Annotated in this window: 11 protein-coding genes and 1 pseudogene; 4 read left to right on the top strand and 8 right to left on the bottom strand. The window is 64.4% G+C overall.

The genetic code is table 11. From position 1 onward, the window contains the following. Window positions 1–5 precede the first annotated feature (5 nt). Window positions 6–671: an SDR family NAD(P)-dependent oxidoreductase gene (locus JHX88_RS12680; protein ID WP_076523758.1), complete on the top strand. Its 666-nt coding sequence runs from the start codon at window positions 6–8 to the stop codon at window positions 669–671. A 92-nt stretch (window positions 672–763) separates the two neighbouring features. Here JHX88_RS12680 and JHX88_RS12675 read toward each other — a convergent pair whose 3' ends face one another. The 5 genes from JHX88_RS12675 to JHX88_RS12655 all read right to left on the bottom strand — a co-directional run bounded on the left by JHX88_RS12675 (window position 764) and on the right by JHX88_RS12655 (window position 6,436). Next, the gene (locus tag JHX88_RS12675) at window positions 764–2,566 is read right to left on the bottom strand and encodes an aminopeptidase P family protein (protein WP_076523165.1); all 1,803 of its coding nucleotides are present in this window, start codon (window positions 2,564–2,566) and stop codon (window positions 764–766) included. After that, window positions 2,563–3,255 (bottom strand): metal-dependent hydrolase, encoded by a 693-nt coding sequence (locus JHX88_RS12670; RefSeq protein WP_076523164.1) that lies wholly within the window; start codon window positions 3,253–3,255, stop codon window positions 2,563–2,565. Before JHX88_RS12670 ends, JHX88_RS12675 begins: the two co-directional genes overlap by 4 nt. 65 nt (window positions 3,256–3,320) lie before the next feature. Beyond that, window positions 3,321–5,057, bottom strand: coding sequence for a single-stranded-DNA-specific exonuclease RecJ (gene recJ / locus JHX88_RS12665; RefSeq protein WP_076523162.1), 1,737 nt, complete (start codon window positions 5,055–5,057; stop codon window positions 3,321–3,323). A 75-nt stretch (window positions 5,058–5,132) separates the two neighbouring features. Beyond that, window positions 5,133–6,098 (bottom strand): class II fructose-bisphosphatase, encoded by a 966-nt coding sequence (glpX, locus tag JHX88_RS12660; RefSeq protein ID WP_076523161.1) that lies wholly within the window; start codon window positions 6,096–6,098, stop codon window positions 5,133–5,135. Window positions 6,099–6,178: 80 nt separating this feature from the next. After that, the gene (locus JHX88_RS12655; RefSeq protein WP_272848272.1) at window positions 6,179–6,436 is read right to left on the bottom strand and encodes a BolA family protein; all 258 of its coding nucleotides are present in this window, start codon (window positions 6,434–6,436) and stop codon (window positions 6,179–6,181) included. 76 nt (window positions 6,437–6,512) lie between these two features. On the opposite strand from JHX88_RS12655, the gene JHX88_RS12650 reads away from it, so the two are divergent. Continuing rightward, on the top strand, window positions 6,513–7,136 hold the full coding sequence (locus JHX88_RS12650) for a J domain-containing protein (protein ID WP_076523159.1): 624 nt from the start codon (window positions 6,513–6,515) through the stop codon (window positions 7,134–7,136). A 444-nt stretch (window positions 7,137–7,580) separates the two neighbouring features. Here JHX88_RS12650 and JHX88_RS12645 read toward each other — a convergent pair whose 3' ends face one another. The 3 genes and pseudogenes from JHX88_RS12645 to JHX88_RS12635 form a co-directional block, all read right to left on the bottom strand. After that, window positions 7,581–8,237, bottom strand: a complete 657-nt coding sequence (locus JHX88_RS12645) for a glutathione S-transferase family protein (RefSeq protein ID WP_076523157.1) — start codon at window positions 8,235–8,237, stop codon at window positions 7,581–7,583. A gap of 96 nt (window positions 8,238–8,333) precedes the next feature. After that, on the bottom strand, window positions 8,334–9,905 hold the full coding sequence (gene lnt / locus JHX88_RS12640) for an apolipoprotein N-acyltransferase (protein WP_084202832.1): 1,572 nt from the start codon (window positions 9,903–9,905) through the stop codon (window positions 8,334–8,336). Window positions 9,906–10,484: 579 nt separating this feature from the next. Next, window positions 10,485–12,020, bottom strand: a pseudogene (locus JHX88_RS12635) (DEAD/DEAH box helicase); the annotation flags it as partial. Between the two features lie 257 nt (window positions 12,021–12,277). Here JHX88_RS12635 and JHX88_RS12630 point away from each other — a divergent pair. Then, window positions 12,278–14,194 (top strand): cation:proton antiporter, encoded by a 1,917-nt coding sequence (locus tag JHX88_RS12630; RefSeq protein WP_076523752.1) that lies wholly within the window; start codon window positions 12,278–12,280, stop codon window positions 14,192–14,194. A gap of 264 nt (window positions 14,195–14,458) precedes the next feature. Further along, window positions 14,459–16,201: an arginine--tRNA ligase gene (gene argS, locus JHX88_RS12625; protein WP_076523156.1), complete on the top strand. Its 1,743-nt coding sequence runs from the start codon at window positions 14,459–14,461 to the stop codon at window positions 16,199–16,201. Window positions 16,202–16,266: the final 65 nt, after the last annotated feature.

Below are 16,266 nucleotides of genomic sequence, written 5' to 3'. Positions count from 1 at the left end.
CATTCATGAGCGATCAGGATCAATCAGACAAGACCAGGCTGGCGCTGGTCACAGGTGCATCACGCGGACTTGGCGCGGCTTTGGCCGAGGAGCTGGCGGCGCGTGGCTATCACGTTCTGGCGGTGGCCAGAACGGTCGGCGGTCTGGAAGAGCTGGATGACCGCATCCGCGCGGCGGGTGGCTCTGCCACATTGGCGCCGATGGATGTCGGCGAGGCACCGGCAATGCAGCAGCTGGCCGACGCGATATCGGGACGGTGGGGCGGCCTCGACCTATGGGCGCATTGCGCTGTGCACGCAGCGCCCCTGTCGCCCGCGCCGCATATCGACGGCAAGGACTGGTCGAAATCGCTGCTGGTCAATGTCGAGGTTATGCGCGGCCTGATTGTGCTGCTCGAACCGCTGCTTCGCGCGCGTGGCGGCACGGCGATGTTCTTCGACGACCCCAAGGCGGGTGAGAAGTTCTTCGGCGCTTATGGCGCCAGCAAGGCGGCGCAGATCGGTCTGGCGAGAAGCTGGCAGGCGGAAACGATGAAAACCGGGCCCCGTGTAGTGATCGCCCGGCCATCGCCAATGCCGACGGCCGTGCGGGCCCGGTTCTTCCCCGGCGAGGATCGTGCCGCGCTGACAGCTTGCAGCACCGAGGCTGAGCGGATTCTGGCAGAGCTGTAGAGGCCGCATTTTTTTGCGTCCCGCGATGGCCGGGGGGCTGCCAGCCCCCCGAAACCCCCCGGGGATATTTTCATGAAGAAGAAATGTCCCGGTCACGAAACCGGGGTAGTGGCGCGATGTAGCCAGTCTCGGGCTTCATTGTCCAGCAGCGGTGAAAGCTCGCGACGGACGCGCGCGTGATAAGCATCGAGCCATTCCGCCTCGTCGCGAGACAAAGCGCTCAGGTCGATGGGCCTTGTATCGATCGGGCACAATGTCAGCGTCTCGAAGCCCAGCATGTCGCGGTTCGGTTCGGACTCGGCTTTGGTCACCGCGATCAGGTTCTCGATACGTATGCCGAAAGCGTCTTCACGGTAATAGCCGGGCTCGTTGGACAGGATCATGCCGGATTCCAGTGGCAGGTCGCTGACGCGGCTGATCCGGGCGGGCCCTTCATGCACGCAAAGCGCTGCGCCCACGCCATGGCCCGTGCCATGGTCGTAATCGAGCCCTTTGGCCCAGAGGAATTGCCGCGCCAATGAATCGATATGCGCGCCTGCCACGCCTTTGGGGAAACGCGCCTGACTGATGGCGATCATGCCGCGCAAGACTGCCGTATAGGGCGCGATTGCCTCTTCCGGGGGCTGTCCGAGCGGTATGGTTCGGGTGATGTCGGTGGTGCCATCCACATATTGCCCACCCGAGTCGATCAGCAGCATCTCTCCGGCGGCGAGGCGGCGGTTGCTCGATTCCGTCACGCGGTAATGCACGATGGCACCGTTCGGACCCGCGCCCGAGATGGTGTCGAAGCTGATATCGATGATGCCTTCGTCACGCCGCAGCGCCTCGAGCTTCCTGACCACGTCGATCTCGGTCAGGCTGGCCGGATCCTGCGCGTGCAGCCATGCCAGCAGCCGGGTCATCGCAACCCCGTCGCGCAGATGGGCGGCGCGCATGCCCTGCAGCTCTGCCGGATTCTTGCGGGCCTTGGGCAGGATCGCCGGATCCGGGGCAGGGCTGATCCGGGTGCCTGCCTGTTCCAGCAGCCGAAAACCCGCCTCGGGGGCCGTGGCCGGATCGATGCGCACCGGGCCGTCCAGATCCCGCAGCGCGGCCGCGAGATCTTGCGGCGGAAGGATCGTGACCTCGTTACCAAGCTGCGCGCGCAACTTATTGTCGAATTTTTCCGGGTCTGCGAAGAGCGTAACATGCCCCGTATCGGACAGGATGGCGAAACTCTGGACAACCGGATTCTTGGGCACATCCGTGCCACGAATATTCAGAAGCCATGAAATGGAATCGGGCAGAGACAGGAAGGCTGCGCGCTGGCCTTCTTCGCGCAACGTCTCGGCCAGCCGCTTGCGCTTGAGGGCCGCGCTTTCCCCTGCCAATGCCTCATCATGGGCGCGCGCAGCACCAACAGGCGGGGCGGGGCGGTCGGACCAGATGGCATCGACCGGGTTCTCGTCGAGGGCTGTCAGTTCGATCCCGGTTTCGGCAAGACCCTTCGCCATTGCCTCGATTTCCTTGCGGGTATGCAACCAGGGATCGAAACCCGCCTTGCCGCCAGAGGGCAGTGCGTCGCGCAACCAGTTCGAGGGTTTCGTCTCGGGCCAGGGCACCGGGGTAAAATGCGCAAGATCGATCTGCGATTTCACCTGCACGCGATAGCGCCCGTCGATGAAGACCCCTGCCTGGTCGGCGGTAACGATGGCGAATCCCGCGCTGCCGGTGAACCCGGTCAGCCATGCCAGCCTTGCATCCGCATCGGCGACATATTCGCCCTGATGAGCATCGGCGCGGGGCACGATGAAGGCGTCGAGCCCCTCCGCCGCCATCCGAGCGCGCAAAGCGGACAGGCGCGCGGGGTGATCGTCATCGCCTGCAGGATCGTCGAAACTCTGGAAGCCGCTCACAATTCAATCGCCTTCAGGATCTCGGGCTCGATCACCTCGACACCGGGAAGGCCGGTCTTCAATGCTTCGGCGGATTGCTCGAGCAAGGGGAAGGTCTTGTAATGGCAGGGAATGACGGTCTTGAAATCGAAATATTTTTTCGCGGCGAAAGCGGCGCGTTTCATGTCCATGGTGAAATGCCCGCCCGCGCAGAGGATGCCGATATCGGGCTGGTGCAATTCGCCCATCCACTCCATGTCGGCCATGATATCGGTGTCGCCGCTGACATAGATGACGTGACCTTCGCCCGCGATCATGAAACCCGACTCGTGCCCCGCATAGATCGGCCCGTCCGCGCCGTCCAGCGAGCTGGAATGGCTGGCATTGACCATTGTTATCTTGGCGCCGCCCAGATCGATCGTGCCACCCTTGTTGAAGCCGATCCCGTCGATTCCCTGGTGATTGCCCCAATGCGTGATCAGGTCGTAGATGCCCGCGATGGGGATGTCGTGTTCCTTGGCAATCGAAAGCGCGTCGCCGGTATGATCGCCATGACCATGGGTCAGCAGGATATGGGTCGCGCCCGTGATCGCCTCTTGCCGCTTGTCCTCGGGGAAGAGCGGGTTGCCGGTCAGCCAAGGGTCGATCAGGATGACCGCGTTCTCGATTTCAAGACGAAAGCCGGAATGCCCAAGCCAGGTCAGTTTCATTTCTGCCTCCTTCTGGATGTCGCGTGCAGGTTAACGGTGCTGTCCGTCACTGGCCAGCCGCAGATTCACGCCGGAGCCGCATCGTCGAGACGCAGGCGCACGCGTTCACGACCGCCCCAGGTGGACAGGTCCAGCTTGCCAGTCAGGTGAAAGCGGCGCCCCTTGGCCCCGATCAGCGCCGGGCCGAGCGGGCCATTCATCGCGCCCCACGCCACGGCCTCCAGCGCCGGGCCTCCGGGACTGCGAAAGCGGAGGCGCAGATGATTGTCACCCATGGTCGAAGCGCTGTCGATCAACTGATCGGCGAAAGCGAAACGCGGGGCGGAAGAGGCCTGCCCGAACGGCCCCGCATCCTCAAGCTGACGAAACAGTTGCGGCGTGGCCCCCGCGGGTTCCAGCAGTCCCGAGATGCGCAGATCGCTTGTATTGCTGCGCGCTGCCAGGTCGCGGGCGATCAGTTCGGCCAAACGCGCCATGGCCGGAGCGATACTGTCCTCGGCCACGGTCAGGCCCGCCGCCATCTCGTGTCCGCCGCCCTTGATCAGCAGCCCCTCTTGCGCAAGCCGCTGGACCGCCCGGCCCAAATCGACGCCGGGAACGGACCGGGCCGAGCCCTTGCCGACGCCCCTTTCGACACCGATCACCACGGATGGCAGGTCGGTGGCCTCCTTGATCCGTGCGGCGACGATGCCTACAACGCCGGGATGCCAGCCTTCTCCCGCCGCCCATGACAGGGCGGTCTCGCCGCGCGCCTCGACCTGTGCCAGCGCCTCGTCACGAACAGCGGCCTCGATGGCGCGGCGATCGCGGTTCAGTCCGTCCAGTTCCTCGGCGAGACGCGCTGCCTCCACCGGATCGCGCGAGGACAGACAGCAGGCCCCCAGATCGGCGCGCCCGACGCGGCCTCCGGCATTGATGCGAGGCCCCAGCAGAAAGCCCAGGTGAAAGGCGTTGGGCGGCCCGTCCAGCCGCGCCATATCCGACAGCGCGACCAGCCCCGGCCGCTGCCTGCGCGCCATGACGGCCAGCCCTTGCCGCACGAAGGCGCGGTTCACCCCGACAAGCGGCGCGACATCCGCAACCGTGGCCAGCCCGACCAGATCCAGCATCGCCATCAGGTCCGGCTCGGGCTGCCCCTGAGCGCGCAGCACGCGTCCGGCCTGCACCAACGCCAGGAACACCACCCCCGCGGCACAAAGATGTCCCAGGGCGCCATCCTCATCGGCGCGATTGGGATTGACCACGGCCAAGGCGGGGGGAAGCGTTTCGCCGCCCAGGTGGTGATCCAGGACGATGATATCGGTGCCATCCGCCGCTGCCAGCGCGTCATGGCTTAGGGTGCCGCAATCGACGCAGATGATCAGGTCATGCCCGGCGGCCAGTTCGGCCATCGCGGGGGCATTTGGCCCATAGCCTTCGTCGATCCGGTCGGGGATATACAGCGTCGCGTCGCGCCCCTGCTGGCGCAGCCAGTCCAGAAGCAGCGCTGCCGAGCTTCCGCCATCGACGTCGTAATCGGCAAAGATGGCGATGCGTTCACCCACCAGTGTGGCGGCAACCAGTCTTTCGGCGGCCGTTTCCATGTCTCGCAGCACCAGCGGATCGGGCAACAGATCGCGCAGGCGAGGTGTCAGAAAGGCCTCCGCCTCACCGGCCTCAACACCCCGCTCGGCCAGCACGCGCGCGACCGGTAAGGGCAGGGAGCATTGTTGCGCCAAGCCCTCGGCAAGCCGCTCCAATGCGGCTTCGGGGCCGATCCAACGCCGCCCGGCCAGCGACTGCTCTATCCCCAGAAACGCCACATCGCCCCTTCTTCTTTGTCAAAATACCTCCGGGGGAGTCCCGAAGGGACGGGGGCAGTGCCCCCATTTGCCGCGTCACCGGATCGGGTTGCGATAGATCATACGCCGGACCGAGCCGGTCTTGGACCGCATCAGGATGGTTTCGGTCTGCAGGTAATGCGGTTCGCGCTTGACCCCCGCCACGATCGAGCCGTTGGTCACGCCGGTCGCGGCGAAGATGACGTCATCGGTCACCAGCTCGTCGCGCGCATAGATCCGGTCCAGATCGGTGATCCCGGCCTTGGCGGCGCGGCCCTTCTCGTCATCATTGCGGAACATCAGCCGGCCCCACATCTGGCCGCCCATGCATTTCAATGCCGATGCCGCCAGCACGCCCTCGGGCGCGCCGCCGCTGCCCATATACATGTCGATCCCGGTCATCTCGGCCTCTGCGGTATGGATCACACCGGCCACGTCGCCATCGGTGATCAGTCGGATCGCGGCGCCGGTTTCGCGGACCGCGGCGATCATCTCTTCATGCCGGGGACGTTCCAGGATGCAGACGGTGATGTCGCTGTCCTGGCAGCCGCGTGCCTTTGCCAGGGCGCGCACCCGCTCTGCCGGATTCATGTCGAGGCTTACGACATCCGTCGGATAACCCGGCCCGATGGCCAGCTTGTCCATATAGACATCCGGCGCATGCAGCAGGGTGCCGCGCGGCGCCATGGCAATCACCGTCAAGGCGTTCGGCATGTCTTTCGCGGTCAGCGTTGTGCCTTCCAGCGGGTCAAGCGCGATATCCACATCGGGACCGTTTCCGGTGCCGACTTCCTCACCGATGAACAGCATCGGCGCCTCGTCGCGCTCGCCTTCACCGATGACGACAACGCCCTTGATATCCAGCATGTTCAGCTGGTCGCGCATGGCGTTCACGGCGGCCTGGTCGGCGGCCTTCTCGTCCCCACGGCCGATCAGCCGGGCCGAGGCATGCGCCGCTGCTTCGCTGACGCGCGCCAGCCCCAGTGATAACAGCCTGTCATTGAAATCCTTGCGCATGCTCATGGTCCGCACCTCGTTACATCGGTTCGCCCGGCTTCTACGCGGCGCCTGTGACCGGGGCAAGACTGACGGCGCTAACGGCTTCAGCTTTCCGCGAGTTCCAGCGCAAGGGCGTGGATTCGCGGCACGATATCGCCCAGGGTTTCGTGGACCAGGCGATGCCGCTGAAGCCTGCTCAACCCGCTGAAAGAAGGGCTGGCGATGCGGATGCGAAAATGGCTCTGTCCGCCCTCGCGAAACCCGGCATGGCCACGATGGTCCTCGCTTTCGTCGATTATCTCCAGCCGGGACGGGGTCAGTACCGCCAACCTCTCGCGCATTTCATCCGCAATCATCCGCATATTCTCCATCAAGATCTTCCATGTCGCGTGAAATAGCCTAAACTGCTGCCTCCGAGTCGCAAAGGTGTCCCAGACCATGAGCAGAAACGATCCGTTCGGTTTCGACATTTCCGCCGCCAAGGACAAGAAGCGCCGGGCCAAGGGCCGACGTGGCATGTCAGGCGCGTTCGAAACCTCGACCCGCATCTGCGAAAAGCAGGGATGCAACGAGCCGGGACAGTATCGTGCGCCGAAAAACCCAAGGAATCTGGATGATTACTTCTGGTTCTGCAAGGAACATGTGCGCGAGTACAACCAGAACTGGAACTATTTCCAGGGCCAGAGCGAAGAGGAATTCCAGCAATTCCTGGATAATGCGACGGTGTGGGAACGGCCAACCAAGCCCTTCGGGCGCGCGCAGGAACAGGCTTGGGCGCGCCACGGCGTCAGCGATCCGCTCGAGATCCTGGGCGCGAACGGCACCTCGCCCGAGGCGCGGCAGAAGATCAGTCGGAAACTACCACCCACCGAACGCAAGGCACTGGAGATCCTGGAGGCCAAGGATAGCTGGACCAAACCGGAAATCCGTAAGCAATACAAATCCCTGGTGAAAGACTTGCATCCGGATATGAATGGCGGAGACCGCTCGGATGAAGACCGGCTGGCCGAGGTTGTCTGGGCCTGGGATCAGGTCAAGGACAGTCGGAACTTCCGCGACTAGAGCGCTCGACCGGGGTTGGCATGGCCCGATAATCCGCTCTTCTTCTTCTAAATGTCCCCGGGGGATACTGGCTGGAGCGCCACTGGTTCGAGAGACCTGCCGGCGACGGGGGCAGGCAGCCCCCGGCTATCGCGGGACGTATGAATCTGCCCGGAGCTTGGCCGTAGGCGCAACAGATGCGTGCGTTGCATCGGTGACACCGCGCAACGGGAGAGTGGCTTGACACAGAAAATGCAAGGTTTTCGGCTGCACAACCCGTGCACCGGGCGTGCACAGCCTGTACACAGTGCGTACACGGGCAACGCAAGTTGCTGGGGTGACGCCAAGTTATCCGTGAATGAACGGTTAAAGCTTGGTTGTGGTAAGGTTAGTGCGACAGGGATGGGCCGGATGTGAGGGCCTGCGGGGCATCAGAAGGATTGCAGCGGCTTTCCGCGATGCCTCTTACCCGTCGCCTTCCTTCCGGTCCGCCGCTGCGAAATGTGCCATTTGGTCCGCATGCGCCTTGGCAAAGCCCGGGCGCATGGTCGCCCGCGTAACGTAATCGCGGCAGGCCGGGTATTCCGCCAACCCGTCGAACCGGTCGACAAGGCGCAGCACATCCGCCATCAGGATATCGGCGACAGAGAACGGTCCCGCCAGCCATTCACACTCGGCCAGGATTCTGTCCATGTGCTGAAGGCGGCTTTGCAGGAAATTCTCCAGAAGCTCTCGCCCCGGTGTCTGGCTCGTGTCACCGGTGAACTTGAACAGCGCCCAGGGCAGGCTGGCCATCTCGACCGAGTTGAGCGCGGCGAACAGCCATTCGGTGGCCTTGCTGCGGGCACTTGGGTCACTCGGCATCAAAGCGTCGCTTTTCGCGCCGAGATGCAACAGGATCGCCCCGCTTTCGAATATCGTGATCCCGTCATCGGTTATCCACGGGGCTTGTCCGAAGGGCTGCTTCGCGAAATGCGCGGCGCTTCTGTCGCGAAAGGGCGTGGTTTCCACCCGGTAGGGCAAGGCGGCTTCTTCCAGCGCCCAACGCACGCGCAGGTCGCGAACATATCCGCGCGGCATCTCGGGAACCCAATCGAAAGTCGTCAGGATGATTTCGGACATGGCTTTGCCTTCCACGGATCGCGTTTGCCTGAGTGGGAGATGGTAAAAGGGTTCTCGTGACCGACCTGCCTCCGTTCGGATCGCCGGGACAGCCTATCACTTCGGGTCTGTGCCGCCAATCCTGCCGGGCAACAGCCGCCCCGACATGGCGGCGGCAAGCAGGATGACCAGTGCCAGCAACACGACCGGCGCCGGGCCCCAGCTCAGCCACAGTGTCGGAGGCAGAGCGCCGGGAAGTTCCGCGTCGATCTTGCCCGCTTCACCCAGGGGCAGACTCTGGCGGATATCGCCATGCGCGTCGATCACTGCGCTGACGCCGGTATTGGCGGCGCGGATCAGCGGCAGGCCGGTCTCGATGGCGCGCAGGCGGGCTTGCGCGAGGTGCTGGTATGGGCCGGAGAACCTGCCGAACCAGCCATCATTGGTGATCTGCAACAGCCATCCGGGGCGGCTGTCGAGGCCGCGCAGATGCTGCGGGAAGATCGCTTCATAGCAGATCAGCGGTTGGAAGGCGGGCAGGCCGGGCAGCTCCACGAGTTCCGGGCCGGGACCGGAGGAATAGCCGTTGCCTTGTTGGGCCGCGAAGGCGCCGATGCCAAGGCGGGCCAGCTCGTTTCCCCAGGGGACATATTCGCCAAAGGGGACGAGGTGGAACTTGTCGTAGATTGCGTTCACCTCTCCGCCGGAGGCGATGGCGGCGAGGCTGTTGTAATAGCGGCTGTCCTCGCGCCGTTGGATGCCCATGACCAAGGGCGCATCGGCGGCCCGCGACATGGCGGGCAGGATATCGCCCGCGTCGTTCAGAAGGAAATTCACCGCCGTTTCCGGCCAGATGACCAGGTCGCGGGAGCCGGGTTCGGCGGACAGGTCGAGAAGGCGCTGGAAGAACACGCCCGACCATTCCGGGTCCCATTTCAGGCGCTGCTCGGCATTGGGCTGGACGATGCGCAGGTGCAGCCCGGTGTCAGTGGGCAGGGGCTGGGCATGGCGCGAAAGGCCCGCGGCCCAGCCCGTTCCGACTAGCAGGATTGAAAGCACCACCCCCGGCAAGGCACTGGCGATCCGGTTGTCAGACGCGCGCCAGAGCAGGGCAGGCAGGGCGGCGGCAGTCAGGGTCAGGGCGCTGAGCCCGATGGCGCCGGTCCAGGCGGCAGTCTGGGCGATCGGCGTGTCGATCCAGATATGACCGGTCAGCGCCCATGGCAGGCCGGTAAAGATCCAGCCGCGAAGCCAATCTGACAGGATCAGCGCCGCAACGATCCCCGCCACCCGCGCATGTGGGCCGGGACAGAGCCGCGATGCGATCCAGACCGGCAGCGCCCAGAACAGCGCGCCGCCCAAGGCCATCAGGATCAGCGCGAATGGCGCCATCCAGCCATAGATCTCGGGCTCGACCAGGAATGGCTCGACGATCCAGACAAGGGCGAGGGCGAACCAGCCGACCCCGCCCGCAAGCGCGTGCCGGAAGCTGGCCCCCGCCGTGCCCGCGCGGGCGATACGCCAGATCAGCAGGGCGAGCGCCACCAGCGTGGCCCCCCAGATGCCGAAAGGGGCGAGGCCGAGTGCGGCCAACGCCCCCAATAGCAGGTCGGGCAAAAGATGGATCAGGGAGCGGCGCCGATGCGTGTCCGCCTGTGGAAGCCTATGGGCGCGACGGATCGCGGACATACCGGATCACGAGTCGGAACTGTCGGCGGTCTCGGACGGCACCGGCTGCGGATCGCTGCCGCTGTCAGTCGCAGGCTCGTCGGTCTTCTTGCGCCGGCTGCGCGTCGTCTTGAGCTTGGGCGCGGCGGTTTCCGCCTTGCTGTCGGCCTCGGCTTCCGGGGCGTCGTCCGCTTTCTTGCGGCGCGTGCTGCGCTTGGGTTTCGGCGCCTCTTCGCCGGTTTCCGCCGGTTTTTCCTCGGTCTTGGCCTTGCTGCTGCTGCGCGAGCGGGTCTTGCGCGGCTTGGGTTCTTCGGCAGCGGGGGCGGTTTCGGAGGCCTTGGCAGCTTCGGGCGCGTCGGCGGTTTCCGTCGCCTCGGATTTCTTGCGGCGCGTGCGCTTGGGTTTCGCGGGGGCGGATTCCACGGCGTCTTGTGCCGCCTGATCCTCTACCGTGGCCTCCTTGGAAGCCGTTTCCCCGGTTGCCGTTTCCTGAGGCACCGGCGCGTCCTCGGCTTTCTGCTCCGTCTTCGCCTGATCGGTCGATTTCGAGGATTTGCGACGTGTGCGCTTTGGCTTCGCGGGCGCCTCCGCCGGTTTTTCCGCTACTTGCTGATCCGCCGCTTCGGGCGCGTCGTCACGGTCTACCGCTGCGCTGTCGGTGGCCGAGCGCAGGCTGACCAGCATGAATTCGGGGACATGGTTGCCCATGCCGACCACTGCCGGACCACGATCCTCGCCGCGTCCACGGCGGCGGTCGTCGCGCCGTTGGTTGCCGCGCTCGGGTTTCGGCGCCTCGGCTTCGGCGGGAGTGCGGCGGTCGCCTGACGAGCGGGTGTCCGGCTTGTCCTGCTGGCGGTCCCGGTCCTGCGGGCGGTCCCTATCTTGCGAGCGTTCATCGTCACGGCGGCTACCACGACGGCGCGTGCTGCCGCGGCTGTCCTTGCGGTCTTCGCGGGGTGCGGAACGCGACTCTTCGGAAGGGGAGAAACCTTCCGGGAGCGATACACGCGGCAGACTTTGCTTGACCAGCGTTTCGATGGCCGACAGATATTTGTCATCCGCCGAGGTGCCGATGCTGATCGCGGTGCCCTTGCGGCCCGCCCGGCCGGTGCGGCCGATACGGTGGATGTAATCCTCGGCATGGCTGGGCAGATCGAAATTGATGACATGGCTGACAGCGGGGATATCGAGCCCCCGCGCGGCGACATCCGAGGCGACCAGCAGTTTCAGGCTGCCGTCCCGGAAACCATCCAGCGTCCGGGTCCGGTGGCTCTGATCCAGGTCGCCATGGATCGGCGCGGCATCATAGCCGTATTTCTTCAGCGATTTTGCGACGATATCCACATCCGTCTTGCGGTTGCAGAAAATGATCGCATTGGTCAGCGCTTCGCCTTCGGCATCGATCAGCGCGCGCAGGAGTTCGCGCTTTTGCTTGACCGCCTGGTCCCGGCGGGCGGGAGCGATCTCGACCAGCCGCTGCGTGATGGTCTCGCTGGCGGTGGCCTGGCGTGCGACCTCGATCCGCTCGGGGGCATGCAGGAAGGTGTTGGTGATCCGTTCGATCTCGGGCGCCATCGTGGCGCTGAAGAACAGTGTCTGGCGGGTGAAGGGCGTCAGCTGGAAGATCCGCTCGATATCGGGGATGAAACCCATGTCGAGCATCCGGTCGGCCTCGTCCACGACCATGATCTGCACGCCGGTCAACAGCAGCTTGCCGCGCTCGAAATGGTCCAGCAGGCGGCCGGGCGTGGCGATCAGTACATCGACGCCGCGGTCGATCAGCTTGTCCTGCTCGCCGAAGGAGACGCCGCCGATCAGCAGCGCCTTGGTCAGCCGCGTATGTTTGGCGTAGATATCGAAATTCTCGGCCACCTGCGCGGCGAGTTCCCGCGTCGGGCAGAGCACGAGGCTGCGCGGCATACGCGCCCGCGCGCGCCCACGACCCAGCATCGTGATCATCGGCAGGGTGAAGCTGGCGGTCTTGCCGGTGCCGGTCTGGGCGATCCCCAGCACGTCGCGCCCCTCCAGGGCCGGCGGAATCGCCCCGGCCTGAATGGGAGTCGGGTTTTCGTATCCCGCCTCGGTAATCGCTTTCAAAACCTTGGGGTCAAGCTTCAGGTCGGAGAATTTCGTCATCGGGGACTTTCTCAAGATGTCGCGCGAATGTCGCGCGATGCGTTCCATGCCGTGCGCCCGGATAGCGCTTCGCGGCTGTCATGGGACGCATATCCGCACGCCCCTTCGGTCGGCCCGCCGGATGCGGGCAGGCACTCGCTAGACTAAACCGGCTGCAACGTCAATCTTTGAGGACAATTGCGCGGCCCATACTCATGCTTGCGCAATCGGCTGTGGCGATGCAGGTTTCGCGGGAAGACAGTCGTAAAGGGACAGTGATGGCAACCGAATTGACCGGCGGGATCAGCCCGGTACAGGCATTCGCCGTGGTCGGCGTCGCGGGCGTGGCGGCGCAATGGCTCGCATGGCGCTTCAGGCTTCCGGCAATCGTGCTGATGCTGGGCGCGGGGCTGATGCTCGGCCCGGTGACCGGAGTTTTCGTTCCGGCCCGTGACCTGGGCACGATCATCCAGCCGATGATCGCGCTGGCCGTGGCAGTCATCCTGTTCGAGGGCGGGCTGACGCTCAGTTTCAAGAAGCTGGCCGATGCGCGTCCTGCCGTGCGGCGGCTGGTCTATATCGGTGCCCCGCTCGGCTGGATCACCTCGTCGCTGGCGCTGGTCTTCGGCGCCGGATCGGGATGGGAGGCCGCCATCGTCTTCGGCGGAATCATGATCGTCACTGGCCCGACCGTCATCGCCCCCCTGCTGCGGCAGGCCAAGCTGACATCGCGCCCGGCGCAGGTGCTGCAATGGGAGGGCATCGTCAACGATCCGATCGGTGCGCTGGTCGCGGTGCTGGCGCTCGAGATCGTGCTGATCCGCAATACCGGCCTCGCATGGGGCGCAGCCTTGGGACAGTTGGTCGTCGGTATCGGCTTTGCAGTGCTGATAGGTGGGCTGGCCGGATACGCGGTGGTGCAGGCGTTCCGCCGGGGCTGGGTGCCGGAATACATGAAGGTGCCGCTGTTGTTCGTCGTGGTGCTGGCGGTTTTCGCCTCCTCCGACAGCTTGCTGCATGAAAGCGGCCTGCTGGCCGTGACGGTGATGGGGCTGATGATCGCCAATGCCGATCTGCCCAGCTATCACGAGCTTTACCGCTTCAAGGAACATGCGACGATCCTGCTGGTCTCGGGCGTATTCATCCTGATGGGGGCGGGGATCCAGTTCGAGACGCTGGCGCAACTGAACTGGTGGCGGGCGGGACTGTTCGTGGCGCTGGTCGTGCTGGTGGCGCGCCCGCTGACGGTGCTGGCCTCGCTGATCGGGACCAACCTGCCGATGAAGGAGCGGATGTTGATCGCCTTTACCGGCCCGCGCGGGGTAGTGCTGGTCGCCGTCTCGGGCGTTTTCGCCGAGAGGCTGGTGGCCGAGGGTATCGCCGATGGCGCGCTGATCGCTCCGCTGGCTTTCGTGCTGGTCCTGACCACGGTGGTCCTGCATGGTTTCACGCTGGCGCCATTCGCAAGGCGGCTGGACCTGTCCTCGGGCGATAAACCGGGATTGCTGATCGTCGGCGGCTCGCAATTCGCGACCGGGCTGGCGGCTGCGCTGGAAAAGGCCGAGGTCGATGTGCTGATCACCGATCCGAACCGCGATCACCTGCGCAGCGCCCGTGTCGCCGGGTTACCAGTCTTCTACGGCGATATCCTGGGCGAGGCAGCCGAGCATAATGTCGAATTCATCGCCTTTGGCGGCATTCTCGCGGCCTCGGACAACGACGCCTATAACACGCTGGTCGCCACCGATCTGGGCCCGGAATTCGGCCGCGAGTCGATCTGGCAGCTTGCCCGCCACAAGGAAGAGCGCGCCCGCCATGCCCTGCCTAGCCAGCTTGGCGGGAAGGCGGTCAATGGCAACCGCACATTGGCGGAATACCTGGAATTGCTGGCCAAGGGCTGGAGTTTCCGCACCACGCGCCTGACCGAGGAATATCGTCTCGAGGACTGGCGGCGGGCCCGCGAGACCGCCATCCCGCTGGCCGTGGTCTCGAACCGGCAATTATGGTTCGTCGAGAGCGACGACGATCTGGTGGACCGCCCTGACGCGCGCATTATCTCGCTATTGCCCCCCGAGGCCGCCGAGCAGATCGCCCGCGAGAACGAGGCGCGGGAGGAGACGAAGGAAAAGGCAAAGGCCGAAGCCGAGGCCGTCAAGCGCGGCGAAGGCAATGGCAGCGTGACGGTGGAGGAGTGAGAAAGCCCGGCGAATAAACGCGTTCCCGGCAAGACGGATATCGGTCTTGCGTCCCAGAATGGCTTGAAACGCTGTGGGAAATACCGCTTCTTCTTCATGCAAATATCCTGCAGGGGGGCGTCGGGTGGTGCGCCACTGGTTCGAGAACCACCCGGCGACGGGACGCGAAATTCCCCTGCCGTTGCGGGACGCGATCCGGTGCTGCATGGTTGACCTCCCCCGGTCACAGGCGTTAACCCGCGCTGATCAGTCAGGAAGCCGAAAATGAACCTTTTCACCGATCTTCGCGGCGTGGTCGTCGCGGCGCTGGAGCAGATGGCACAGGCGGGGGAATTGCCCGCTGGCCTGGATTACGCGAATGTGGCCGTCGAGCCTCCACGCGATCCGGCGCATGGCGATATGGCGACCAATGCCGCCATGGTGCTGGCCAAGCCGGCCGGGATGAAGCCGCGCGACATTGCCGAGAAACTTGCCGCGAGGCTGACCGATCCGCGCATTTCGAGCACCGAGGTGGCGGGACCGGGCTTTCTGAACCTGCGTCTTGCCCCGGATGTCTGGCAGGAGATGCTGCGCAATGCGATCCGTGGCGGACAGGATTTCGGGCGCTCGCTGGTCGGGCAGGGCGCCAAGGTCAATGTCGAATTCGTCAGCGCCAATCCCACCGGGCCGATGCATGTCGGCCATGTCCGGGGGGCGGTGTTCGGTGATACACTGGCCAATCTGCTGGATTTCTCGGGCCATGACGTGACCCGCGAATATTACGTCAATGATGGCGGCTCGCAGGTCGATGTGCTGGCGCGGTCGGCCTATGAGCGTTACCGCGAGGCCAACGGGCTGGAGCCCGAGATCAGCGAGGGGCTTTATCCCGGCGATTACCTGATCCCGGTCGGAGAGACGCTCAAGGCGAAATATGGCGACAGCCTGCTCGACAGGCCGGAATCGGAATGGTTGGCAGAGATCCGCGATTTCGCCACCGACGCGATGATGGAGATGATCCGTGCGGATCTGGCGGCGCTCGGCGTGCGGATGGATGTCTATTCCAGCGAGAAGGCGCTTTACGGCACCGGCAGGATAGAGGCGGCGATCGACCGGCTGAAGAGTGCCGGGCTGATCTATCGCGGTACGCTGGAGCCGCCCAAGGGCAAGTTGCCCGAGGATTGGGAGGCACGTGAGCAGACGCTGTTCCGCTCGACGGCGCATGGCGACGATGTGGACCGGCCGATCCAGAAATCGGATGGGGCTTGGACCTATTTCGCCCCAGATATCGCCTATCACTGGGACAAGATCGATCGCGGTTTCGACCAGTTGATCGATGTGTTCGGCGCCGATCACGGCGGCTATGTGAAGCGGATGAACGCGGCGGTGAAGGCATTGTCCAACGGTCGCGTGCCGCTGGACATCAAGCTGATCCAGCTGGTCAAACTGTTCAAGAACGGCGAGCCGTTCAAGATGTCCAAGCGCGCCGGAACTTTCGTCACCCTGCGTGACGTGGTCGAAGAGGCGGGGGCCGATGTGACCCGCTTCATCATGTTGACGCGCAAGAACGACGCAGCCTTGGATTTCGATTTTGCCAAGGTGCTGGAGCAGTCCAAGGACAATCCCGTCTGGTATGTGCAATATGCCAGCGCGCGGGTTCATTCGGTGCTTCGGCGGGCGCGGGAAGCGGGGATCGATGTCTCTGACGAGGCGCTGCTGGCTGCCGATCTTTCGCGTATATCGCATCCCGCCGAGCTTGACTTGGCCAAAAAAGTTGCCGAATGGCCACGCATTGTAGAGCATGCCGCCCGCGCGCATGAGCCGCATCGCGTCGCATTTTTCCTTTACGAACTCGCCTCGGACCTGCATTCGCTGTGGAATCGCGGCAATGACGATACCAGCCTGCGCTTTATACAGGATGGCGATTTCGACACATCGCAGGCAAAAATCGCTCTTGTCCGGGCTGTTGGCGTTGTCATTTCATGCGGGTTCGCTATCTTGGGTGTCACTCCGGCAGAGGAAATGCGCTGATTCACAAGGTGCCCCTGACGGTGTGAAATGAGCAGTTAACGGTTAAGCCGGGTCAACCGGCAGGC

Origin of the sequence: Paracoccus saliphilus (assembly GCF_028553805.1) — a bacterium.
Lineage (GTDB): Bacteria > Pseudomonadota > Alphaproteobacteria > Rhodobacterales > Rhodobacteraceae > Paracoccus > Paracoccus saliphilus.
The sequence above is the reverse complement of the archived record's forward strand: the minus strand, read 5'-3'. Positions and strand labels throughout refer to the sequence as shown.